Source organism: Shewanella gelidimarina (assembly GCF_023283945.1).
Taxonomy (GTDB): domain Bacteria; phylum Pseudomonadota; class Gammaproteobacteria; order Enterobacterales; family Shewanellaceae; genus Shewanella; species Shewanella gelidimarina.
Genome location: NZ_JAKIKW010000006.1, coordinates 124,785 through 148,441, shown reverse-complemented (window position 1 = coordinate 148,441; position 23,657 = coordinate 124,785). Strand labels below are relative to the sequence as shown.

Annotated in this window: 21 protein-coding genes and 2 pseudogenes; 2 read left to right on the top strand and 21 right to left on the bottom strand. The window is 36.4% G+C overall.

Annotated elements, in window-relative coordinates; genetic code table 11:
* Nucleotides 1–470 precede the first annotated feature (470 nt).
* Entirely contained in the window at nucleotides 471–812 is a 342-nt protein-coding gene (locus L2729_RS07740; RefSeq protein WP_248987751.1) for a hypothetical protein, read from the top strand.
* A 138-nt stretch (nucleotides 813–950) separates the two neighbouring features.
* Here the strand turns inward: L2729_RS07740 and L2729_RS07735 are convergent, their stop codons facing one another.
* Both L2729_RS07735 and L2729_RS07730 read right to left on the bottom strand, forming a co-directional pair.
* Nucleotides 951–1,277, bottom strand: a complete 327-nt coding sequence (locus L2729_RS07735; protein ID WP_248987750.1) for a hypothetical protein — start codon at nucleotides 1,275–1,277, stop codon at nucleotides 951–953.
* Nucleotides 1,278–1,967: 690 nt separating this feature from the next.
* A pseudogene (locus L2729_RS07730) lies at nucleotides 1,968–3,005 on the bottom strand (IS110 family RNA-guided transposase).
* Nucleotides 3,006–3,314: 309 nt separating this feature from the next.
* Between L2729_RS07730 and L2729_RS07725 the strand changes: the two are divergent.
* A protein-coding gene (locus tag L2729_RS07725; protein ID WP_248987749.1) for an IS3 family transposase occupies nucleotides 3,315–4,471 on the top strand; the annotation gives its coding sequence in 2 pieces (ribosomal slippage) (nucleotides 3,315–3,561 and nucleotides 3,561–4,471; 1,158 coding nt in all).
* 8 nt (nucleotides 4,472–4,479) lie between these two features.
* On the opposite strand, the pseudogene L2729_RS07720 reads toward L2729_RS07725, so the two are convergent.
* The 19 genes and pseudogenes from L2729_RS07720 to L2729_RS07630 all read right to left on the bottom strand — a co-directional run.
* A pseudogene (locus tag L2729_RS07720) lies at nucleotides 4,480–4,614 on the bottom strand (sugar phosphate nucleotidyltransferase); the annotation flags it as partial.
* Nucleotides 4,615–4,840: 226 nt separating this feature from the next.
* Nucleotides 4,841–5,389, bottom strand: coding sequence for a sugar transferase (locus L2729_RS07715; RefSeq protein WP_248987748.1), 549 nt, complete (start codon nucleotides 5,387–5,389; stop codon nucleotides 4,841–4,843).
* The gene (locus L2729_RS07710) at nucleotides 5,386–6,312 is read right to left on the bottom strand and encodes an NAD-dependent epimerase/dehydratase family protein (protein ID WP_248987747.1); all 927 of its coding nucleotides are present in this window, start codon (nucleotides 6,310–6,312) and stop codon (nucleotides 5,386–5,388) included. Before L2729_RS07710 ends, L2729_RS07715 begins: the two co-directional genes overlap by 4 nt.
* Before the next feature lie 21 nt (nucleotides 6,313–6,333).
* Nucleotides 6,334–7,266, bottom strand: coding sequence for a glycosyltransferase (locus L2729_RS07705; protein ID WP_248987746.1), 933 nt, complete (start codon nucleotides 7,264–7,266; stop codon nucleotides 6,334–6,336).
* Nucleotides 7,267–7,356: 90 nt separating this feature from the next.
* On the bottom strand, nucleotides 7,357–8,220 hold the full coding sequence (rfbD, locus tag L2729_RS07700; protein WP_248987745.1) for a dTDP-4-dehydrorhamnose reductase: 864 nt from the start codon (nucleotides 8,218–8,220) through the stop codon (nucleotides 7,357–7,359).
* Nucleotides 8,221–8,234: 14 nt separating this feature from the next.
* Nucleotides 8,235–8,783, bottom strand: coding sequence for a dTDP-4-dehydrorhamnose 3,5-epimerase (rfbC, locus tag L2729_RS07695; RefSeq protein ID WP_248987744.1), 549 nt, complete (start codon nucleotides 8,781–8,783; stop codon nucleotides 8,235–8,237).
* On the bottom strand, nucleotides 8,783–9,679 hold the full coding sequence (rfbA, locus tag L2729_RS07690; RefSeq protein ID WP_248987743.1) for a glucose-1-phosphate thymidylyltransferase RfbA: 897 nt from the start codon (nucleotides 9,677–9,679) through the stop codon (nucleotides 8,783–8,785). Before rfbA ends, rfbC begins: the two co-directional genes overlap by 1 nt.
* Nucleotides 9,680–9,681: 2 nt before the next feature.
* The gene (gene rfbB, locus L2729_RS07685; RefSeq protein WP_248987742.1) at nucleotides 9,682–10,764 is read right to left on the bottom strand and encodes a dTDP-glucose 4,6-dehydratase; all 1,083 of its coding nucleotides are present in this window, start codon (nucleotides 10,762–10,764) and stop codon (nucleotides 9,682–9,684) included.
* Between the two features lie 126 nt (nucleotides 10,765–10,890).
* Nucleotides 10,891–11,865 carry an acyltransferase family protein gene (locus tag L2729_RS07680; protein WP_248987741.1) on the bottom strand — a complete coding sequence of 325 codons (975 nt, stop codon included), beginning with the start codon at nucleotides 11,863–11,865 and terminating at the stop codon, nucleotides 10,891–10,893.
* Nucleotides 11,866–12,078: 213 nt separating this feature from the next.
* A complete protein-coding gene (locus L2729_RS07675; protein ID WP_248987740.1) occupies nucleotides 12,079–13,143 on the bottom strand; it encodes an acyltransferase family protein in 1,065 nt (354 codons plus the stop codon).
* A 639-nt stretch (nucleotides 13,144–13,782) separates the two neighbouring features.
* Entirely contained in the window at nucleotides 13,783–14,667 is an 885-nt protein-coding gene (locus tag L2729_RS07670) for a glycosyltransferase family 2 protein (RefSeq protein WP_248987739.1), read from the bottom strand.
* A complete protein-coding gene (locus tag L2729_RS07665) occupies nucleotides 14,657–15,856 on the bottom strand; it encodes a hypothetical protein (RefSeq protein WP_248987738.1) in 1,200 nt (399 codons plus the stop codon). The genes L2729_RS07670 and L2729_RS07665 overlap by 11 nt, the downstream gene beginning before the upstream one ends.
* Before the next feature lies 1 nt (nucleotide 15,857).
* Nucleotides 15,858–17,075, bottom strand: coding sequence for an oligosaccharide flippase family protein (locus tag L2729_RS07660; protein WP_248987737.1), 1,218 nt, complete (start codon nucleotides 17,073–17,075; stop codon nucleotides 15,858–15,860).
* Nucleotides 17,068–18,327 (bottom strand): glycosyltransferase, encoded by a 1,260-nt coding sequence (locus L2729_RS21780; RefSeq protein WP_248987736.1) that lies wholly within the window; start codon nucleotides 18,325–18,327, stop codon nucleotides 17,068–17,070. The genes L2729_RS07660 and L2729_RS21780 overlap by 8 nt, the downstream gene beginning before the upstream one ends.
* Nucleotides 18,320–19,399 (bottom strand): DegT/DnrJ/EryC1/StrS family aminotransferase, encoded by a 1,080-nt coding sequence (locus tag L2729_RS07650; protein WP_248987794.1) that lies wholly within the window; start codon nucleotides 19,397–19,399, stop codon nucleotides 18,320–18,322. The genes L2729_RS21780 and L2729_RS07650 overlap by 8 nt, the downstream gene beginning before the upstream one ends.
* Before the next feature lie 11 nt (nucleotides 19,400–19,410).
* Nucleotides 19,411–20,004: an acyltransferase gene (locus L2729_RS07645; protein WP_248987735.1), complete on the bottom strand. Its 594-nt coding sequence runs from the start codon at nucleotides 20,002–20,004 to the stop codon at nucleotides 19,411–19,413.
* A gap of 22 nt (nucleotides 20,005–20,026) precedes the next feature.
* Entirely contained in the window at nucleotides 20,027–20,971 is a 945-nt protein-coding gene (locus L2729_RS07640) for a Gfo/Idh/MocA family protein (protein WP_248987734.1), read from the bottom strand.
* 12 nt (nucleotides 20,972–20,983) lie between these two features.
* On the bottom strand, nucleotides 20,984–22,264 hold the full coding sequence (gene tviB, locus L2729_RS07635) for a Vi polysaccharide biosynthesis UDP-N-acetylglucosamine C-6 dehydrogenase TviB (protein WP_248987733.1): 1,281 nt from the start codon (nucleotides 22,262–22,264) through the stop codon (nucleotides 20,984–20,986).
* A 354-nt stretch (nucleotides 22,265–22,618) separates the two neighbouring features.
* Nucleotides 22,619–23,569: a Wzz/FepE/Etk N-terminal domain-containing protein gene (locus L2729_RS07630; protein ID WP_428848231.1), complete on the bottom strand. Its 951-nt coding sequence runs from the start codon at nucleotides 23,567–23,569 to the stop codon at nucleotides 22,619–22,621.
* Between the last annotated feature and the right edge of the window lie 88 nt (nucleotides 23,570–23,657).

The window sequence follows — 23,657 nt, the reverse complement described above, 5'->3', positions numbered from 1 at the left end:
CTCATTTAGCAGTACCCGAAAGGTACCCTCTTGGACGAAATTAGGTAACTAATTATAATCATCTGCATAAGCTGGAGGCTAGCTAGCTAGCTAAACTTGCTATATTCGCAGGGTTTTAGAACTAAAATCATTTAACACACCAAAAAATTTGCATTTAGTAGAATTAAAAAATGTTGTACCCTATTCTACACTTCTCCAAAAACCCTCTATAAATATCAATTATTCAGTTACTTATACGTGAACTTAATTTTAGCATGAGACATTAACTTGTCCGAGAATGGCTTTTTGAGACAGTTTGACCTCATCAAACACTGAGCTTAAAAGTTGATTTTAATACTTCAACATCAGCGTTGGCATTCGTTGAACGAACAAATGCCAACGCTCAGCCTTAGTACTATGCACAAAGCGTTCTGACTTACTCTATTAAAATTGAGTATAATAAGACGAGGGTATTAAGTTGGTATTTCTGAATGAATATAAAATCATCGATAAACAAAGAAGCTGCAAATAACAACACTAAAAAATCGGCAATTAATAGATCTTGCGCTCAAAAAGAGGAACCTATCAGTTACGATAATATCTTTGACGCTATAGATGAGGAAAAAGCGACATTCCTCAAAGATGACTCAGATCTGGCAATCGCCATCAGAGACATTTTGGCAGGAGGTAAAATATCTAATTCAGCCGAACATCAGTTTGCTCTGAAGCGAATAGAGCAATTGTGGGGAGCAAAGCCTGATACTGAATTGGCAATTGAGCTAAACAAGCTTGCTGATCTCATTTGTAAGTATGAAGAGAGATTTTTGAGTTAGTTCATTCCAAATGTCACGAGCAAGGTGATAAAATCACGTAACTCCATTTGAACATTATAAGCGGTATAGAGATTAACGGCGTTGTTGATCAAATCAGAGCGTTATAATCTTGCAGACTTAGCTTGGTGTACGCCCGTATTAAAGGAGGCCATCAATATCAACGTCGATTTCAGGTTGGTTTAATCTTGATTTGATCAACTCAACTTGCCTTTTCTTATCTTCTACCTCTGATTTAGCAAATCGCTCATTAAATTCAGTAAATTCGGGCGCTGTATCCTCATAACACTGAATGGGAGGCCACAACACATTGAGCAAAATCGCATAGCTGTCTTTGTAGTCGTCTGTCAGTTCGTCAGCTATAGCAAGTGCATGGGCGTACTCTTCGGGAGTAACAATCCCCTCGCGACCAAACGGTAAAGCGTTCTGTAATTCCTTAGCAAGAAACTTAATTTTTTTAATATCCACTGTGCAAACCTCTAGAACTACGGGTTAAGTTGAAGCTAAACCAAAGGAGTCATTTGGTAATTCCTTGTTATTATCAAAAATCATCATTGATTATGTCCAGAGACATGCCTGTGCGTAACTCGCTTTTGTCCGTGCGACCTGAAGTCGTATGAAGCGCTGTTCACCGCGATAAGAGTGAACCATCTGTATCACCAGATGACCCTAAGACTCTGAATAAAGCAGCGAGTCTGACAATGTAACGAAGTCCATTGGACGGGAGCTGAATCGTGAGAGGACGCTCCTCCTGATAACCACAATCGGGTGAGTGCTAGGGAGTCAGTATGATGAACGTAAGTGAATCCATGTAAGGTGCGTTATGCGAGAAACAGCGGAAGTGGTTTATACGCTGTGGCCAAAAGGCACGAGAGTTGGAAAGAGATTGGACAGTGCTCTTTCGTGATCAAATAACTCTCCGCACTATAGTGGGCATCTTATGTGGACTCCCCGGTGTCAACAACAAACAGGCACTCTTGAAGAAATAAATGCGAACTTATGTACGAGCTCTCAATTGAGTAGCGAACTCAGGCTCTATGATATTTACGCGAACCAGTGGATAAATCTAACCTGCGAGCTCAAGGCTCATTGATGCCGACTACCTTAACTGGCTGATTTTTAATCTTCGATTGTGCATTTTTGTTGTTTGAACGCTTTTTAAACTGAAATTAATTCTGCTTTATACTCTGTACCCTGTGTGAGCATGGCATAGGCGGTTCTGACCGTCTTATTGGCTAACGCCACAGCCGCACATTTTTTACCCCGTCACTCAACCAGAGCTTGGACCCAACGCTCCTTAGTCGTTTTGGCTTCTCTTTTGACTATATGACTGACCGCTGACAATGCGCCAGTGATTAACTGGCTTCTGAGAATGCTATTTTTAACGTGTTTTCCTATCGAACCCAGTTTGACCTTTCCACCTGAAGAATATTGAATCGGGGTCAATCCAATGCAGGCGGAAGCATCTTTCCCTCTGGAAACGACACCAATATCAGCGCAGCCCAATGCGATATAGAGATTAATCGCATTGATGGTACCCACACCTTCAATTTTTAATAATTTTTGAGCCTCTGGGTGAGTGTCAAGTGATTGTTCCAAACACAGATCATAAGTCTCGATGGATTTTACTATGGATAAATGATGTTGCCAGGCTGCGGCAAGAGCACCTCGAAATTCACAAGAAAAGTCATTTTCAGCATTTTCTAAAGTGGATTCAATGACACCACGCAAGCCGCCATTTCTGCTCGACACCACAATATTAAACTCTGCCAGTAACGAGATGAGCTGGTTACTCGACGCGGTTTTTTGTTTGATAGCAAGTTCTCGTAACCTCATGATGGATTGCAGTTGCTGCTGTTCGAGCGATTTACCCGTGATGAAATTGACCTCAGGTAACAGTGCGGCCTGAACAATCGCTAAGGCATCATTTTTGTCCGTTTTTTGATTTTGTCTGACGGCTGAGACTAACTTGGCCGAAATTAATTTAGCTTCATGACCAAATGATCCTGCTTTTTGTTTCCAGTAATTAGACATTCCACAAGCTTCAAAGACTATGGTTACGGGGGCTGAGTTGGCAAGCCAGCCAGTAAATTCATTAGGTGCCATTTCAGTATTTGAGTGCACCTTGTTATTTGTGAAGACACAAACTTGAATCACATTTTTAGCCAGATCAACGCCAATAATAGTACCTTTCATTTTGGACTCCAAAATCTCGTGAGAATTGAGATATAACGTAACTGATTAGAGAGTGGGGAGTCCAATTATCTATCCTGACACAGGGACATCCTTTAAATTAATGCTTTTTGAACCGCTTCAATATCCTTTACTCTAGCCATAAACACCATAGGATCAAATGTGGATTTTTTGAAGCCAAATCTTGTGTAAAAATCTTTGGCTGAGTCGTCGATAGCGTGAACAAGAATACCCGCTCCGACGACTACTATTCTGGTCTAATCGATCTGGACACCTTGATTGTGGATAATAGAACCAACGATTGAGGTGAGCATGAATACGAAAAGACAGTACCGAACTTACACCAAAGAGTTTAAAGAGGAAGCTTTAGGCTTAATAACCGAGCAAGGCTATAGCGTTCCACAAGCCGCAGACGCGCTTGGTGTATCATCAAACCTGCTGTATACCTGGAAACAGAAGGATGAGGAGCTAGAGAGTTCTAATGTAACTTCAGATGAGAGAGCCGAGCTTTTAGCCCTAAGAAAAGAGGTTAAACAGCTTCGGGTAGAGAAAGAAATATTAAAAAAGGCCAGTGCCTTCTTCGCGAAAGAAATGAAGTAAAGTTTCGGTATATCCGAGACAACCGCTCTCAATTCGAAATAAAAACAGTTTGTAAGGTACTGAAAGTCAGTCGCAGTGCCTATTATGACTGGCTAACGAGACCCGCTAAGATTATTAGCGAAAATGAGCTAAACCTGTACCGTACGGCAAAGCGCCTCTTCAAGCGTAGTAGTAACAGTTTAGGCTCACGTCAGTTAGCTAAAAAGCTCCGTGAAGAAGGCTTTGTTATTGGCCGTTATCGCACTCGTTCGATTATGCGTAAGTTAGGATTAGTGGTGACTCAGCGTCAAGCTTATAAAGTCACGACGAAACGAAAACACAGCGACAGCGTTGCAGATAATGTGCTGAGCCAGAACTTTAACCCGTCTCAGCCAAACCAAGCTTGGGCTGGTGATGTCACGTATCTGAGGACTAACCAAGGCTGGCTCTACCTAGCAATCGTAATGGATTTGAACTCTAGGCGTATCATTGGCTGGAGTCTATCTAAGCGAATGACGGTTAGCTTAGTAGAACGAGCATTACAGATGGCTATAACACTTAGACGACCAGGTAACGGCGTTATATTTCACAGCGACAGAGGCTCACAATATACGAGTAAACAGTTCCAAAGCTTACTAACTAAAAACGGAATGTTAGCCTCTATGAGCAGTGTTGGAGCCTGTTTGGATGACGCTGTAGTTGAGCGATTTTTTGGTAGTTTAAAACACGAGTGGCTGTTAAACATTGTGCATTTAACACGAGAGTCAATGAAGCAAGATGTTGAAGAATACATTAGGTATTACAACCATGAGCGGTTGCACACAACGCTCGATGATTTAACACCAATCAACTATGATAAATTACAAAGTCAGGTGTCCGGTTGTGCTTGACCAGAATAGCCAGCCGAAATACACTCATTCACAATGTATTGAATAAGCGGCTTATCAACGATCGGCAGCATCTCTTTCGGAATAGCTTTTGTCGCGGGCAACATACGAGTCCCCAGACCCGCAACCGGAATAACAACTTTCATAAATTATCCAAAAACGTGTAATATTATTAAGTAGGTTTTGACTGTTCGCTATCAATGAAGGCGGTCTGAATAATGAGCTATACAGTAGAAAATAAACTAAACAGCAAAACGAAGAAAAAAGCTTGATGAGTCAGTTTATCTCGTCTAAAAGCATTATTGAGACGAAAAGACAAACTGACATTACAACAAAATCAACAGACTAAGCGATAGATCCGAATAGATAGATCTATTTTACAGCATCACCAGCACCGCTTCCCGTGACTGTCATCATGATATACTTGAAGTAATCTTTAACATTTAGGGTATCAATCATCTGCTTATCGGTTTTTGCTAATAAGCCTGGCGTTGACATGTCAATATTTTGCACTTGTGCTAAACCCGTTACACCCGGTAACACATCATACACGCCTAACGCATCGCGTTCTTTGATTAACTCTTCTTGATTAAACAAATTTGGGCGCGGACCTACTAAACTCATATCTCCTTTTACTACATTAATTAGCTGTGGTAATTCATCAATTTTGGTTTTACGTAAAAAGTTACCTAGCTTAGTGATTGAAGCATTATTAGCTAAATGGCTAGCAACGGACTTGGTTTTAACCGACATTGTACGGAACTTAATCAATTTGAAGGCCTTTTTGTTTTTACCCACACGGATTTGAATAAAAATCGGCGAACCTGTATCAAATAAGCCAATAACCGTGACCACAAGCAGAACAGGCCATAATAACAATAAGCCAAAGAAGGCGGCGAAAAAATCTAATAGTCGAATCATTTTTTACTCTCTGAAAGTGAAGCCATTACTTGCTCCATAGTATAAGGTGGCGTCCAGCCTAAAGTATCTTGAACATTCGAAGAATCAACTTGTAAATTTCCCAGAAGTTGCTCTGCAATCGATGATTTCCCCACAAGACGGGCACCTAGTCTCATTAAGATAATAGGAACAGGGAGTTGAATTAGTTTTTTATTTAAACCAGTTGCAATACTATCGGTAAACTCTCTAATTGAAATGTCAAAATCATCGGAAATGCAAAAAATTTTATTTGCGGCTTTTGGATGATGAATACACATCTTAATAAAATCTATCAAGTTATCAACCGATATAAAACTACGTTTGTTTTTACAAAAACCGAAAGGTAGAAATGGTATTTTTTGAACCAACTTAACCAGTTTACCAACATTACCAGGTGCATCAATCCCATAGACTAAAGCTGGACGAATAATTACAACTTCCAAACTACTATTTTCAGCTATTTTTAATAGTGCATTTTCTGCTTTGCACTTACATTCAGCAGCGAAAGATTGTGGGAACATTATCGAGCTTTCATTGAAAGGTTTTTTAGATTTAATACCAAGCACGCTGATAGTACTAATGAATATAAATCGTTTGACTCCCATGTTCACAGCTTGTCTAGCAAGGTTAATGGTCCCTTTTACATTAACCTCATTGATATAATCATTAACATTTGAATTATTATGTGCAACACCAGCAAGATGAACTATAGTATTAACATCATCTAAACAGGCCTTCCATTCTGTGCTTCCTGAAATTTCACCAATCTCATAAGCTTTATCAATACAAGCAGATGATTTTAATTGCCGAACTACAGCTTTTACTATAAACCCATCTGAAAGTACACTGACTAATCGCTTACCAATAAAACCATTAGATCCTGTAACTAAAACTTTATCTTTCATATAGTAACTCTGTGCCAAGGCCTAATCAATTTCATTAGAATCATAACCTTTTATAAAGAATATTAAACATGCTATAGATAGCATGATTTTATGAAAAGGTTGCCGTCTACATTCCCAAGAAATAAAAAATAGCTGAAGCATTCCAAGTCTTTTATTAGTACTAATCAACCTAATTGGGAGGGATTGCTCTTGCCCAATAAAACAAGCCTGCTTCAATACCTTATCAAAACCACCTCCATTCATAATAGTTTTAAATCTTTGAATAAAACCTTGCCAACCTGAATTTGCTCCGATAACATTCAATTCATGCTGACGATACATCATCATTGGCTCAGGGTCTATATACCAACTAAAACCGTTATATCTAGCAAACGAATAACAATACCAATCATGCATCCAAAAAGTTTTACCTTTTTCTAATTTAACACGCAAGTGAGATTGCACTAATTCAGTTAAAGTACGCGATATAAGAAAGGTACATCCTGGCCCAGGAGATTCAAATAGATAGTCAAAATCAACTTGAGCATAACTCTTCTTTAGTAACTTTTTTTTCCCTGTCACCCAAAAAGCAGTAACATTTGAAGAATAAGCATCAGCACTATTCCTCTTCATCTCAGAGACAGCCCGCGACAACTTATTAGGTAACCAAATATCATCTTGATCTGCAAAAGATATGTATTGATAGGGTTTAAGATTCACTTCGCATAACAAACGAGTGAAATTATTTCCTGCTGAACCATACTTTTTACCGTAAGGAAGAATAAATATAATGCTTGGGTACTTAGAAGCATAACCATTAACAATCGACAGTGTAGAATCATTACACTTATCTACACTGATAATGATAGATAGATCTACACCTCGTTGATTAAGAATAGAGTCTAATTGTTCGCGAATATATTTTTCGCCATTATACGCCGCTAATAATACGGCAATGCTTGGTGGTGTATTCAAAATATTTGACCTAGAAAGTGGAACTACCTAAAAGGCATCATAATCATTACCTATTAGAAATAACACAATAGCCGACAATGGACACAAAAGTTAAACTAACTCATCCATCATTGATGACAACTGCGTACGCCAGTGTGTGGTATGCAAACCCGACACTTCTTCGGCACTTGCTTTGTCTATCACTGAAAAAGCAGGTCGCTTAGCTGGTGTTGGGTATGCGGAAGTCGGAATGGGTAAAACAGGAATAGCTTCACTTAACAAGCCTTTTTCAACACCTAACTCTTGAATAGCAATCGCAAAGTCATACCATGAAGCAATACCAGCATCTGTCCAATGATAGGTACCTATCACTTCCGGTTTGTCAGCAATTACCCATAACCATTGTGCAAGACCTTTTGCCCAGGTTGGCGAACCTACTTGGTCATAAATGATGCCAAGCTGAGGTTTTTCTTTCATTAAACGCAGCATGCTTTTAACGAAGTTATTACCGTTTACGGAATACACCCAAGCTGTACGTACAATAACACTTGATTCAGGTAAAATATCTTGAAGTGCGACATCACCTGCGAGTTTAGAAGCACCATAGACATTGATTGGGTTTGGTACAGAGTCTGTTTGATAAAGTGTCGTACTTGCACCATCAAACACAAAGTCAGTGGACACATGTAAGATGCGTGCATTAATAAGTTTACATGCGTTTGCTAAATATTTAGTGCCAAGTTCATTTACTGCATACGCTGTTCCTACATCTTCTTCAGCCTTATCTACTGCAGTATAAGCAGCAGCATTAATAACCAAATCAGGTTTATTATTAGCAATAAACTCAGAGACTAATGATTCATTAGAAATATCTAGTTCACCAATACCAACACTGATGACTTCAACCCCTTGGGGTGCAAGTTGCTCTAATTCACAAGCAAGTTGCCCACCTTTTCCTGTAATAACTACTTTCATATTTCGCTTACCTATCAATCAAATTTTGGTGCATCTTGAAACGAGAAACCTGTTACATCTTTCGTAGACAATTGTGGTAATTCACCATCGACTAACGGCCACTCAATAGCAATATCAGCATCATTCCAACATACTGACACTTCAGACTCCGGATGATAATAATCAGTACATTTGTAAACAAATTCCGCCGAATCAGTCATAACATAAAAGCCATGTGCAAACCCTTCAGGCACCCATAATTGGCGCTTATTTTCAGCCGAAAGTACAACCCCGACAGCTTTACCAAAAGAGGGAGATGATTGGCGCATATCCACAGCTACATCATAAACGCTACCAGATGTAACACGCACTAACTTACCTTGCGTTTGTATTTGCTGATAATGCAAACCACGTAAAATACCTTTCGTTGATTTACTATGATTATCTTGCACAAAAGGTCTTGCACCCGTTTTTTCCATAAATTCATCCGCACGAAAGGTTTCCATAAAAAAACCTCGTTGGTCTCCGAATACATTCACTTCAATAATTTTGACATCATCAATTTCGGTATCAATAAACTTCATTAAATCATTCCATTGGCAATGTTGAATAAATACTGGCCATAACCTGTTTTCTTCAAATTTTCAGCTTGCACAAGCAATTCATCCTTACTTAACCAGCCTTGCACATAAGCAATTTCTTCTAAGCACGCCACTTTAAAACCTTGTCGATGCTCCACTGTTTGTACAAATTGGCTAGCTGCTAATAGCGAGTCATGAGTACCGGTATCTAGCCAAGCAAAACCTCGACCTAACAGCTCTACATTTAAATCACCACGCTCTAAATAAGCAATATTAACATCAGTAATCTCTAACTCTCCGCGATGCGAAGGCTTAATAGATTTGGCAATATCAACGACATCATTGTCATAGAAATATAAGCCAGTAACCGCATAGCTTGATTTGGGCTGTTCTGGTTTTTCTTCAATGCTTAATGCTTTGCCACTTTCATCAAATTCGACAACCCCAAAACGCTCTGGGTCTGTAACATGATAGCCAAATACGGATGCTCCAGTTTTTACTTTAGCAGCAGCGAGTAATTTCTCAGAAAAGTGTTGCCCATAGAAGATGTTATCCCCTAATACTAAAGCAACATTATCATCTCCAATGAACTCTTCACCAAGAATAAAAGCTTGTGCTAACCCATCTGGGCTTGGTTGTTCTTTATAGCTAATTTCAATACCAAACTGATTACCATTACCGAGCAGTCGCTCAAAGTTTGGTAGATCTTCAGGTGTTGATATGATTAAAATATCTTTGATTCCAGCTAACATCAAAACAGAAAGCGGATAAAAAATCATTGGCTTGTCATAAATGGGTAATAGCTGTTTAGACGTACCTAACGTAATAGGATGTAAACGACTACCTGAACCTCCCGCTAACACAATGCCTTTGTACTTTGAAAGTGAAGAGTTAGACATACTTATTGATCTCCAATACGTTCTAATTGGTACTCGCCAGTTAAAACCCGCTTCCACCAGTTTTCATTATTTAAATACCACTCAACGGTTTTACGAATACCAGTTTCAAAGCTTTCTTCAGGCACCCAGCCTAATTCACGCTTAATTTTTGATGCGTCAATGGCATAACGCACATCATGACCTGGGCGATCGGTTACAAAAGTAATAAGATCTTTGTAATGAGTGAGGCGTGATGAGGAAGAAAAAGCAGGGTTACCAGAAATAGGCGCGTATTCGTCTAATAAAGCACATAAGGTTTCGACCACTTCAATATTCTTCTTCTCATTATGTCCGCCAATATTATAGGTTTCACCCACAACACCTTCGGTCACCACTTTATACAGCGCACGTGCATGATCTTCTACATATAACCAATCACGGATCTGACTACCATCACCATAGACAGGTAATGATTTTGCAGATAACGCATTCAAGATAATATGTGGGATCAATTTTTCAGGAAAATGATAAGGACCATAGTTATTCGAACAGTTTGTGACAATAACAGGTAAACCATAAGTGCGGTTCCAAGCTCGTACCAAATGATCGCTTGATGCTTTAGAAGCTGAATAGGGCGAACTTGGCTCATAAGATGTTTGTTCAGTGAACAGATCATCCGTGCCTTCTAAATCACCATACACTTCATCGGTACTGATATGGTGAAAACGGAAAATTGATTTTTTTTGATTCGATAACTTTGACCAGTAACTACGCGCGACTTCCAATAAAGTAAACGTACCAATGATATTGGTCTGTATAAAGTCGCTTGGTCCATCAATAGAACGGTCAACATGCGATTCAGCTGCTAAATGCATCACCGCATCAGGTTTAAATGCATTAAACACGCGTTCTAATTCAACACGGTTACAAATATCAACTTTCTCAAACATATAACAAGCACTAGACTCAATATCTTTGATTGACTCTAGATTACCTGCATAGGTTAAATTATCAACATTGAGAACACTATGATGAGTGTTTTTTATAATGTGACGGATAACTGCCGAGCCTATAAACCCAGCTCCGCCGGTGATTAATATATTCATATTAAAAATCCAATTAAAACAATTAAATTGTTAGACACATGTCTTCCCCTTCTACTTTATGAATGTCTAATTAAAGTTAAACAAAATTTAACTTTAATCAAAACATATACCCCCAAAGTAAATTTCTTATTTTGGCTTATGAATAAGCTTTGATTCTATAAAATGCCAACTACACAACGCCATAAACATTACAACAACACTTGAAGCGACAAAACCAATATAAATATTTTCAAACAAACCATACATAATAGAAATTTGAATCACTGGAAAATGCCAAATATAGATACCATAAGATATATCTCCAACTTTTTCGCTAACTTTAATGGGTTTTATAACATTAACGACGATATAAACAAATATTCCAATTAAAATACCATTCAATAAATAAAAGTGTTCAAACAAAAACAGCAATGGAATCACTAATGTCAAATGTTTCACTTTAAAGAATGAAAGATCAACGAAATTAAATAAAGCACCAACCATAAAGAATATCATCATTGAAGGAAGTTGATTATTCAAACTATGATTAAAACCATGATATTCAATTAAATAACCTATGGCATAATGACAACAGACAGAAATAATAGCTAGCGTTATTGTCAAACTTTTGTTACTTAAATACTTACTGAAAAACCCATAAATGATTGGAACGGATATATAAAACATCACTTCAACTTTAATAGTCCAAAGAACTCCGTTAACAGCTATACTATAAGGGTTATTCGTAAACAATTCAGGTAAAGACGGTGCTAAAAAATTAGCCAGGAAATAATTAGAGATTAAATATTTCAATGCACCATCGTCAATATAATTACCAAACGATTGAGAATAATTTATATAACCAATAATAAAACTTAATGTGATAACGATGAAATATAATGGGTATATTCTAAAAAACCTCGACTTTATATAGTTTTTCACGTCCATATTTCTTAAGTAACTTTTAACGATTAAATAGCCACTTACAACAAAAAAACATTGTACCGCAAAAGTACCAGGTAATTTAGATAAAGTATCGATACCAACTAGAGCTCCCATATGCATATAAAATACAATAGTCGCAAGTAGTATTCTTAATATATCAAAATTATTCTTAATCATTACTATGCTCTTTTAGATAGAATTTAATAATTAGAACAAGGTTACGAAATCCCGCATCCTGTAATAACTCGTAATAGGCACTCGTTATTCCGTTCTTCATTAGTTTTTTGGTTTCTACTTTTAACGATTCACTTGTATTCCGTAGATTCAATGCGATAATTATTAACGCAGTAATATTTTACAAATATATAAGTGTAAAATAAAGGAATACAACTAGAAATCATTTATTTTTTTCTGGCCAGGTTTTTCAACATGATTATATGTCATAGATGAGATAAATATAACCATTGCAATATATGGTATAAACAATAAATCATTTACCCAACCAAAACCAAGATCAATAATTCTTGAACCGTTAATCATGTGCATAAATTGATAACCCAGCATTTTATCTATTATTACGAACATAGCTTTCATTAAACTTATAAGCCAAGTATGAGTCATATAAATAGAGAAAGATAATATCCCTAACTTGGTAAATAATGGATTAATTAATACTTTAGAAATACAACCTTGTTGGTGAGAAAAGACTATTATTATTAATAAAAATAATATCGGCAATAGTAAATACCCCCAAACGCCATAATCTTGAACCCTAACTACAGAAAGTATTAATACAAGAAAGGTTATCGCAACGACTTCCATCCAAGAATTCACTTTTATATATGAATGTAATTTAAATGCTATTAGACCTAAGAAAAAACAATAAATACATCTAAAAATTGAAATGTCAAAAACATTCAGGAATGTGAATAAAGCGATAAATGCTAATGCAGATATCATTATAGGAGCAATAATTCCTTTTCGAAAATAACTATTCAAGCAAAAAAATGAAAATATAATATATGTGTAGAACTCAACACCTACACTCCAAGCAGGCATATTCCAGGTGGGTCCATCATGCAGACCAAAAGATTGAATAAAAAACAAGTTTGTTACAAATGAGTACAGCGAAAACCTGTCACCAAGATCTATATTTAAAATTATATTGGCTAAGGCAAAAGGAATAAACATTAACATCATAAATATATGTAACGGCCATAGTCTCGCAAATCTTTTTTTCATAAACAATTTAACATCGACTATATTTTTTAGACGCCCAAGATAGCTATAACTAATGACAAAACCACTTAAGACGAAAAAAAACTCAACAAACAAATATGAATTTCTAACAAAGTTAAGCTCTGTTATAAAGCCAACAACATGAAGATGATAAACCGCAACCATTAAAGCAGCTATACCTCTAAAACTATCTAATACATCAAATCTTTTATTCATTAAAAAACCTGTAATTTAATTTACTATACTATACGCTAATAAAAACATATTACTATTTGAGGAGAACAGTATGAGCATTCAGGACAATATAATGGATACCCGCAGCCAGTAAAGTTTCTGAGTACCTCCATTAAATAAAAAATCCGTGCCATATTTAAATCTATTTTATATTCTACTTGTAAAACCAATTCCACCTTCCAACAACTTAAAACTATTCCAAACATTAACTACGAGTGTTCCAGCTCGATTGTAGACACATATTTGTAGTGAGCCACCTTAAAGTCGGTATTCTGTAACCAATTTATCCACTCAACAATCAAATAAGACCGCGTCGGTATTAACATTCATGGTTAAATCAAGTTGTACACTTACTTAAACTACTTCTATTAATATTAGAGTTCTAATTCGATCGATAATAAATAACACTATGTCATATTCTTAGTAAAGAGATTAGGACGGAAATACGGATGAGTTATTTGGTCAAATTCTACCAAAATTAATGGCAATCGACTCATGGTCGTAAAAATTAATAGGAATGTTGATTTTTATGAACATGAGTTCGAAAAAGGTGTTACTACTTGTGAATCAATATAAGTTCCCAATAACTAAGTTTGTATTGCTTATCGTTGATATTCTAGCTTATAACCGGCCTGATAAGACTTTGTATAATTTTAACTTAACAAGATAAAAAAATTTGTTAGAATGCACTATATAACTCAACTTTTCCTTAAATGACAAACTAGTCAATAATATTTTGAAAAAATCATTATTCATACGTAAAGATTCAGACAATATTAATTGCTTTATTTTTCTTTGATTAACAATTTCATTCGTAAACCGGTTAATAAAATATTCATACGCTTTGTGCCTAATATTTAAATTGTGACTAAAATTTTCAAATGAAGATTGTAGCTTTATAGAATTATTTTCATGCTGACGATAAAGTAACCCTACATCATTGATATGAGCAACTTTTATAGGATAAAAGTCTATAAATGCTTTAAACCAAGTATCTTCATTCGGAAGTGTATTTGGAATAGGGAATGCTATTTTTGCCAGTTTTTTGTTCATAAGCATTGCACCACCACATTTAGCCCCACCATTGCCTTTAGGGAAGGTAATATTGTCTAAATCTTTGTTTTCCGAAAAAGTCCGAATTTTACACAAGGATATCATAGGTGAAGTTGTTGATGTTATAACATCAATGCGGCTTTGCAATACATTGGGAGCTAGAAGATCATCACCTCCAATAAAAACTATAAAATCACCTTCACTTTGCTCATATGCGAAATTAAAGGCATTTACTTTCCCTTTTATTGGTGTTTTGTGGAGTTTTATAACTCCTGGGTTCTCCAATTGAATCTTACACACTAATTGAAAAGTATCATCAGTAGACATATCATCTACAATTATGATTTCTAATTCAGCGTTAATTATAGAGTTTAATATAGAATATATACAATCTGAAATGTACTTCTCTTCATTATATACAGGAATCAAAACTGATATTTTTTTATTTATCAAAACAAACCTTATCAAAAACATATAAACTAATAATGTAGAATAGTAGAAGGAACATGTAAAGGCCTACGCTTCCAAAAAAACCTTCTCTCACAATTAATCTAATAATAAAACAATTGAATATTGCGTACATAAGCACAAAACGATATGGAGTACTATTCATAATATAATTTGATACTCTACAGTATATAAATATACACATTAAGACTAATGGAAAACCATAATAGCCTAGGTAGAGTGAATCTATAATGTAATTTGAAGCAAAACCGTAACCTCTATTAATATATTCTGCCATAAATGGACCTGAAAATGTATAAGTTTCATTTATAAGCAATCGGTACGGTTGTAACAATGCGAAAAACAAGCTAGCTATCACACCAATTACGGTACCATGTCCAACATAATTACCATCAAGAATTAATTTTGGTAATGTTATAAATGTTTCACCCATTTCCCCTAACAATATGATATGAGTAGGGATAAATGAATTTATTTTAGCTCGTAAAAGACCGACCAATAGTAAAATTAATATTAATATTATAGTAGCTATATATGGAATCTTTTTTTGACTGTAAATATAAATATAAATTAAGGTTAACATACATACTAATGCGGCACTCCGAGTTCCACTAGAAATATCTAATAAAATCACCGCGAACAAAGGAGTCAAAACAATAAAACTTCTTAATCTAAAATAAGTTAACACCACAACTGACACTGTAAAATATGCAACTGATTTAGAAAACTCATCTCTACTCAAAGCTGAATAGGTACCACTAAGAACACTAAAATCAATATCTTTCAATTTAACTAACAAGAATACACAAAGGATAATAAAAACAACAAAAATTAATGTTTTATTGTTTACATTAGGTTTTGCAGCCTTTAATGCATTGATATGTATTTTGTTTTTATCCGAGTTACTAAACACCAAAGAAACGGATAAGAATACAGTTGAAAAGGATACTAACAAATTAGAGAATACCATACTATCTAGGCTTATCCCCCAACGATAATACATATTTAGATCAGTAACGAAAAATGATGGTAAATTAAAATACAAAAGTGAAAAAACCAATATCAATAAATAACTATCAAAGAAAACAGTATAACCATTATGCTTCAGCTTATATAGAATAACAAACACTGAGAATATCGTAGAGACAATTAATATCATAATAGAAAAAAACATATTAGTGTTCCTTATAAATTTTATGACAATAAACAATCATTACAACAAATGTTGATATACTGTATGACATTGCTGCTCCGTAGCCTTCAAATTGAGGCATTAATAAAAGGCATAGCATAATATTAACAACCAAAAAGATCAGTGAAATCCAAAAATTTACATGCTGCTTACCTGACGCAGAGAAATGTCCTGATAAAATCCTAATTACAGAAAGAAAACAAAAACTAGGTAATAGCCACTTTACAATATTAAAAGCTTCAGTATATACCGCCCCAAATACGTATACGACTAACTCCCCTCCAACCAAATATATAACACCAGTAATAATACTCGTAATCAAGAATATAACTCGAGAATATTTAATCGTATTCTTCATCCTAATTGCTTTTGCTTGCTTTGTTAATACAGGAAGTAACACAAGCACAAAACTACTAGAAATAACTCCCATTTTGTCAATTAATTGAAATGCCAAATTATATTGACCAGCAACTTCACCACCGATATACATAGATACAGCTAAGAATTGAAACCTATAATTTATGATAGTGATTATATTTGTAACACATGAATATGCACCATAATTAAATATTTGCTTAATGATTAAGGCTGACTTTTTAATTTCATGAATATAAAAAGGAACACTTCTAATGCTAAGGCTTTTTTTCACATATAGATTCGAAATTAGCATTGAACTAAAGTAGGATAAAAAAAATGCTATTTCTACTTCCCAGAGAAGTACATCGCCTTCTCCATTCAAAAATGTTATACACAGTAATGATAAAAACACAATAGGTTGGATAAGTATAACAATATTTAAACTAGAGAACCTCTCTTTAGCTTGCAACACTGACATGAGTAATAACACATATGATGAAGAAAAACCGGTAATAACGGCCAACAGTAACTTACTATGTTCAAAACCAATGAAAAAAAGTATTACTCCTACTAATAGTACGAATAATATTGTTAAGTAAAAAAATATATCAATACACTTAAATGTGTCATTTAAAGATATATCACCTTTGGAAAGATAATATAGAATAGAAGAGTTTAAGCCAAATATTGCGATTATTGACACAAAAAGTGTGTATGTCATTAATAGCCCTAGCTCACCAAAATCAGAAGGCACGAGCCATTTCGCTGTTAATATAACAATAACTATTTGCAATAAAAGTGACAGCAACTGCCTAAACACTGTTAAAACAATTGCATTAGTCAAAATATTTTCCAATCGTTTTGGTATATAATTCTTTATAGTTTACTTTACTATTATATAGTTTAAAAATATGCTGACTTGCACTCTTAGATTTTAAGTTAACTTCTGTCTTGTTAAGTTTTTCAAAATCAACCAAAACTGATGCTATATCTTCACCGTCAATTTTATTAGACATAAGAAAGCCGATAGATGTAGAAGGTATCAAATCTCCAATCCCTCCAACGTTAGGAGCTACAGGGATAATACCATTCATCATAGCTTCCATAAGGGTGACAGGAACACCTTCCGATTCACTAGCATTAATTACAATATCATATGATTCATCTTTCAGGTGCTTTAATAGAGAAGAGTGTTCCATGAATCCAGTAAATTTATAATTTACATTATTACAGAACTTAAAACGCTCTTGAGAATAGTCTGACAAGCTTTTCAGCAAATCACCGCCTCCAATATGTGTCCAGTATATTGCTTTATTAGTATGTTTCGAGTACAGGTAAATTGCTTCAATTATTTTATCAACCCTCTTGACTCTTACGCAGTTTGATATTGAGACGATATTAACACTATTAACTTTTTCAACAATAGATTTACCGTCCTTGTTTTCTAAACAGCAATCAACACCCAATCTAGCAATAGATATATTTGAAAAATCATAATACTTAAGCGCATACTCTTTTGCCTGTTTAGATAACACTAATAACTCATCAAATAAGGAAGAAAACTGATATTTAAATGGCATATAGAAATACTTTCGACGCTCATGATATAAATCATAACCATGAGCTCTCGAGATACTAAATGTTTTCACTCCGGTAATATTTATCAATGTTGTTGCATAAGATGCATTTCCATTCCAGTAAGAATAGAACACTACAGACTTCCACTTCTTTTTCTTGATTAACGCTGTCAACCTGACTTTATAAAAAGCTATGTAATAAGCATTTCTTATTATAAACCCCACCGATAATGGTTGTTTTAATATCAACTTATAATTATTTAATAATTCCTTATAAAGCCAAGAACTGATAAACAAAAAATAAAAACTTATAATTGCATCTTTAATTGAAAACCCTGTAAGACATTTTGAATCAACAGCAACATGATCACCTATATCTCTACGTTCATGTTTCAATTCACACGGTAGAATCAAAAAGTCGGAGTTTCTGCAACCAGCCTGTCTAATTTCACTTTCAATAAACTCTTCTCCTGGAGAGAAAGGAAACGCATTAGTAATAAATATAACAGCGTCACTCACTTTTAACCTCCAAATACCCATGCATAGGTAGACTAAATACACTAATTGCTAATCTCTCAGCCACAGGGAAATCACCTTTTAAATAACCTAAATATTTAAATGCCGTTTGCTGATGCATACAAATACCATAATAAATTGCTGTAGGAAACCCTCTCTTTTTGTACTTAGCAATTTCCATCTCACGTTCTTCACTAACAAGCGTGTATTGTGCCCAAGAGCTTTCATAGCCATAGGGTACTTGTGGCGTTTGATATATGGAAGCTAACTGTTTTTCATAATTGGTGGAGGCTTTATTGCGATTAATCAGCTCTTGTGGAAACTCGGCTAGCTTCTCCAGCAGAACAGCTGCTTGAATTGTATCTAGACGACTATTAATGCCGATTCTTACGTTATCGTACTTGTCTGTGCCCTTACCATGTACTCGGTAAGATTTCAGAAGCTCTGCGTATTCATCATTGTTAGTGAATATTGCTCCACCATCGCCATAGCAACCTAGTGGTTTTGCAGGGAAGAAACTCGTTGTGGCAATATCACCAAAGCTACCAGCACGTTTACCATTGATAGAGCCACCAAACCCCTGAGCTGCATCTTCTATAACTTTAAGGTTATACTTCTTTGCAATTGACTCTATTAATGGATAATTAGCTGGCAGGCCAAACAAGTCAACGGCAACAATAGCCTTAACATTTAGTTTACCTTCCGAAATCGTTCTCAAAATCTGTCTTTCTAAATCCTTAGGGCAAATATTGAATGTCGATGCATCTGAGTCGACGAAAACCGGTGTCGCTTTCGCAAATGCAATAACTTCTGCTGTCGCAAAAAATGTAAACGTTGGGCAGAAAACAGCGTCGCCCTCTTTTATATCCAGTGCCATCATGCAAAGTGTTAACGCATCTGTACCGTTAGCACACGTTATCGCATGCTTAACACCTACATATTCAGCGAGCTTTTCTTCCAACTCAGCAACTTCTGGACCCATTATGTAATGTCCATGGTCAAGCACTTTTTGAATTCGGCTATCTATCCGCGTTTTAAGGTGCTGGTATTGGGCTTTCAAATCTATAAACGGTATGGTCTTTTTCATTATTTATTGCCTGCTCTTGTCACACAACCTTCGGCTAGCTTATAGAGGTCACCAGTATGCTCACAAATTGCGGTAGCGGTAGCACTATCGCCCGTAAGCGGTAAGTTTAGTTTCTCACCATATGCACTCATCCAGCCAATTTGCTTGGCGGGGACACCTACCACCAATGCAAAAGGCTTCACGTCTTTATTGACGACGGTGCCCGCCCCCACAAAGGCGTACTCCCCAACGGTAATACCGCACACAATCGTGCAATTAGCGCCAAGGGTCGCGCCTTTTTTGACTAACGTGTCTAAATACTCGTCTTTACGCTCTACGAGTGAGCGAGGGTTGTATACATTGGTAAACACCATACTGGGTCCACAAAATACCCCCTCCTCTAAATGGACATTATCGTAAACCGATACATTATTCTGAATCTTACACTTATCGCCGATAGTGACTTTATTACCTACAAAAACGTTTTGCCCCAACGATACTCCTTTGCCAATTCTTGCTCCACCGCAGACGTGAGCCCAATGCCAAACTCTTGAGTCACTGCCAATGACTGCGCCTTCATCAATAATCGCTGTATCGTGTTTCATGAAATTCATTTCTATAGGTCCTAAAACTGGCTTAAAGTAACTTTGACATCAATGGGTGATAATGCTCAACATTAGCAACAACGGCTTGGTCACGGATGCCTTCAACCGTCTCAATAGCGGTCCTATTTTCCTCTAGACCATAGCCATTACCCGCAAGAACATTTTCATAACTTTGAGTGTGCAAATCGGTAAAGCCACCAGAAAATTCAAGCTCTTCATCACCAATCATAATGCTACGATACGTTTTCTTCTCGCCTTGCACAGCGTTCTCAGGCAAGTTATTCGCATCTATAGACAAGAACCATTTAACGCGAGCACGCTCGTATTCTAAATAACCAGCAACGGTTTGCTCATCTTTATAATGTACTTCATTAAACGTGATATCGCCGAAGATGAAATGAAGCATATCAAAGAAATGAACGCCGACATTTGTCGCGACGCCCCCTGATTTTTCATCTACGCCCTTCCAAGACTTTAAGTACCACTTGCCTCGCGAAGTCATATAGGTCAATTCAACATCGAAAATTTCATCCGGAGAACTGTTTAAGACTTTATCGCGTAAAGCTATGATTGATGGATGTAAACGCAACTGCAGAATGCTGTTGACCTTCGCACCGTACTTTTCTTCGTACACCTTCAATGTATCAATTTCTTTAGAGCTTAATACTAATGGCTTCTCGCAGATAACATCGATACCATTCTTGAGTGCAAACTTCATCTGCGGCGCATGCAAGTAATTAGGCGAACAAATAGAGATATAATCCAGTTTATTGCCTCTTAACGATTCATCTTCAACATATGCAGCAAAGTCTTCAAACTCGGTAAAAAACTCAGATTCTGGGAAATTCATATCCATAATACCGACCGAATCATTCACGTCCATCGCTACAACTAGGTCATTACCAGTATCTTTAATGGCTTTTAAATGACGAGGTGCGATATATCCAGCAGTACCAATTAAAGCAAACTTTTTCATTACTTTGTCCTTCTATAAACGAATATCAGCAGCATCGAGTGGGAACACATACTTCACATCATAAACAACGTGATTGCTCTTCCCTAGTGCCCTGACTTTTTCAATGCCCATCTCTTTTAATTCGCTATGGTCAACCGCTAAAATAATGCCGTCATAGTAATTTTCTTTCAGCTCATTGATTAGCTCAACACCATATTCATGTTTGACTTCCACAGGGTCTGCCCATGTATCATTGACGTCTACATTAATATTAAAGCTCTGGAGCTCTTTAATTATTTCGATAACTTTAGTATTTCTCACATCAGGACAATCACCCTTAAAGGTGAACCCCATGACTAAGACTTTCGCTTCGTCAATATGAATTTTCTTACTAGAAAGTTTTTTAACCATCTGAGTGGCAACATAGCTCCCCATACCGTCATTGATACGACGACCCGCTAGAATAACTTCTGGCGTATAACCGACCTCTTTAGCTTTGTGCGTAAGGTAATAAGGGTCAACACTGATACAATGTCCGCCGACTAATCCAGGTTTAAATGGTAGAAAGTTCCATTTAGTCCCCGCAGCCTTCAGTACTTCTTCTGTATCGATATCCAGACGATTAAATATTTTGGCAAATTCATTAATAATGGCAATATTTAAATCGCGTTGCGTGTTTTCAATGACTTTTGCAGCTTCTGCGACTTTGATTGATGAGGCTTTATGCGTTCCGGCAGTGACTATTGAGCGATACACGGTATCAACAAAATCAGCGGTTTCAGGTGTTGAGCCCGCTGTGATTTTTACAATGGTCGTTAAACGATTAACTTTATCGCCTGGATTGATACGCTCTGGGCTATATCCCGCAAAAAAGTCTTTATTAAACTTCAAGCCTGATACGCGTTCGATGATCGGTATACAAACTTCTTCGGTTGCGCCAGGATAAACCGTCGATTCGAATACAACAGTATCGTTAGGTGAAATTATTTTACCTAACGATTCAGATGCCTTCTTTAATGGGGTTAAGTCAGGTGCATTGCTAGAGTCAATGGGTGTAGGAACCGTCACAATATAAAAATTACATTCTTTAATATCGTTTAATGAGGATGTGTAATTTAGTAAATGAGCCTCGCTAAGCTCCGCACTTGTGCACTCTAAGGTTGAATCTTTTCCTGACGTTAACTCTTGTACTCTTGGTTCATTAATGTCAAAACCTATCGTGTTATATTTTTTTCCAAATTCTACTGCTAAAGGTAAACCAACATACCCTAATCCAATGATACCTATATTCAAATTTCCAAGGGAAAAACTCATGACCTTAAGTCCTATTTATGTGATTTTAAAATTATATATTTTGAATTTTTACAGTTTTCAAACTCAACCTTTCAAACAAGGCTGAGACACTTTTTATCCATTTTGAGACAGTCGATATGTCGTCATCCCTTGTAAACCCTCGGTTTCACTGTTTTTCTTTAAACAGTCCCAATAGGCTGCAAAAACGTTTAGTTAACAGTCTACTGAACACTACGTTTACGGAACGCTCCGCTTACGGCATACGGTGAAAGATAAAACCTTGTTTTTACGGTTAACGGAACGTTTGCAAGCTCTCTTACGGAATGACCTTTGGTCACGGGATTACAAGATCGAAATCTTTCCGGGAGCGCTAGTTTAATCTTCTTTTCTTACGAAATGTCTTATGAGTACAAGCATTACCGCTAGCATGCCGCCGAGCATTGTTCCTAATACACAAATTAGTGCACGCTTGGGTCCTGATTTAACTTCAGGAATCAATGCTGGATCTATAGTTTTGAAAACATATTCATCTCTAACTTCTGCAAACATAATTGTTTTTGCTTGCTCTTCGATAAGCTTATAAAGAATTGAGCGAATATCAGCGACGTTAGTTAATGCAATTTGCTTATTTAAAAACTCACTACTACGATTTGCTTCAGCAACATCTCGCTTTTTCATGACTTTATTGATGTCTTCTACTAACCAGCTCACCCACTTTTGTGCGACTGCGGGTGATAAATGTTCAACCGATACGGTAACCATTGCGGTATCTTTAGCAGTGTTAACCGTAATCACTTTAGTAAACTCTTTATATGCCTCTTGCATTGAAGGTTCAGGTTTAAAGGGTGCTTTAACTTCGCGAACCCATACTTTTTTGCTGACATCATATAATTCATCATCGTATGCTAAGCTGTTGTCTTGCATGTTCCATTTTTCTGCGGCCATTAACTCTGGAAGAATGTTATGCTTTCGGATGAATTGACTGGTAAATTGACGAGACTTCATTACCTCTATCGCCATTTGAGTTTTATCAACACCTCCACCAGCGCCTAAATTTATGCCCGCCATGCTGGCAAGGCCGCCAAATTGCCCCGCTAACGCACTTAAGCCCCCGTTCTGTTCTTCACTCGCTGGTGCTAATAAAGCTTCAGATTTATAAGTGTTTGGCTGCATGACTGCGAATATCACTGAGCCTATGGCGAAAACTGCTGTTATAGCAATAATTAGCCATTTGCCTTGCCAAATTACGGAGAACAGTTCGCGAAGGTCGATTTCGTCGTCGTTTGTAGTTTGAGAGAACTGTTGATCTTGTGTGTACTTATTCATTTCATTGGACATTTAAAACTTATCTCATTATTTAAGTTTTCGAATACGGTTGACGGAACGTTCGCAAGCTCACTTACAGAACACTTCG

Coding starts and splice junctions, on each gene's coding strand:
- L2729_RS07740 (WP_248987751.1), top strand. CDS start 471: ATGAATATAAAATCATCGATAAACAAAGAAGCTGCAAATAACAACACT.
- L2729_RS07715 (WP_248987748.1), bottom strand. CDS start 5,389: ATGATTCGACTATTAGATTTTTTCGCCGCCTTCTTTGGCTTATTGTTA.
- L2729_RS07710 (WP_248987747.1), bottom strand. CDS start 6,312: ATGAAAGATAAAGTTTTAGTTACAGGATCTAATGGTTTTATTGGTAAG.
- rfbD (WP_248987745.1), bottom strand. CDS start 8,220: ATGAAAGTAGTTATTACAGGAAAAGGTGGGCAACTTGCTTGTGAATTA.
- rfbC (WP_248987744.1), bottom strand. CDS start 8,783: ATGAAGTTTATTGATACCGAAATTGATGATGTCAAAATTATTGAAGTG.
- rfbA (WP_248987743.1), bottom strand. CDS start 9,679: ATGTCTAACTCTTCACTTTCAAAGTACAAAGGCATTGTGTTAGCGGGA.
- rfbB (WP_248987742.1), bottom strand. CDS start 10,764: ATGAATATATTAATCACCGGCGGAGCTGGGTTTATAGGCTCGGCAGTT.
- L2729_RS07680 (WP_248987741.1), bottom strand. CDS start 11,865: ATGATTAAGAATAATTTTGATATATTAAGAATACTACTTGCGACTATT.
- L2729_RS07675 (WP_248987740.1), bottom strand. CDS start 13,143: ATGAATAAAAGATTTGATGTATTAGATAGTTTTAGAGGTATAGCTGCT.
- L2729_RS07665 (WP_248987738.1), bottom strand. CDS start 15,856: ATGTTTTTTTCTATTATGATATTAATTGTCTCTACGATATTCTCAGTG.
- L2729_RS07645 (WP_248987735.1), bottom strand. CDS start 20,004: ATGAATTTCATGAAACACGATACAGCGATTATTGATGAAGGCGCAGTC.
- L2729_RS07640 (WP_248987734.1), bottom strand. CDS start 20,971: ATGAAAAAGTTTGCTTTAATTGGTACTGCTGGATATATCGCACCTCGT.
- tviB (WP_248987733.1), bottom strand. CDS start 22,264: ATGAGTTTTTCCCTTGGAAATTTGAATATAGGTATCATTGGATTAGGG.
- L2729_RS07630 (WP_428848231.1), bottom strand. CDS start 23,569: ATGAATAAGTACACACAAGATCAACAGTTCTCTCAAACTACAAACGAC.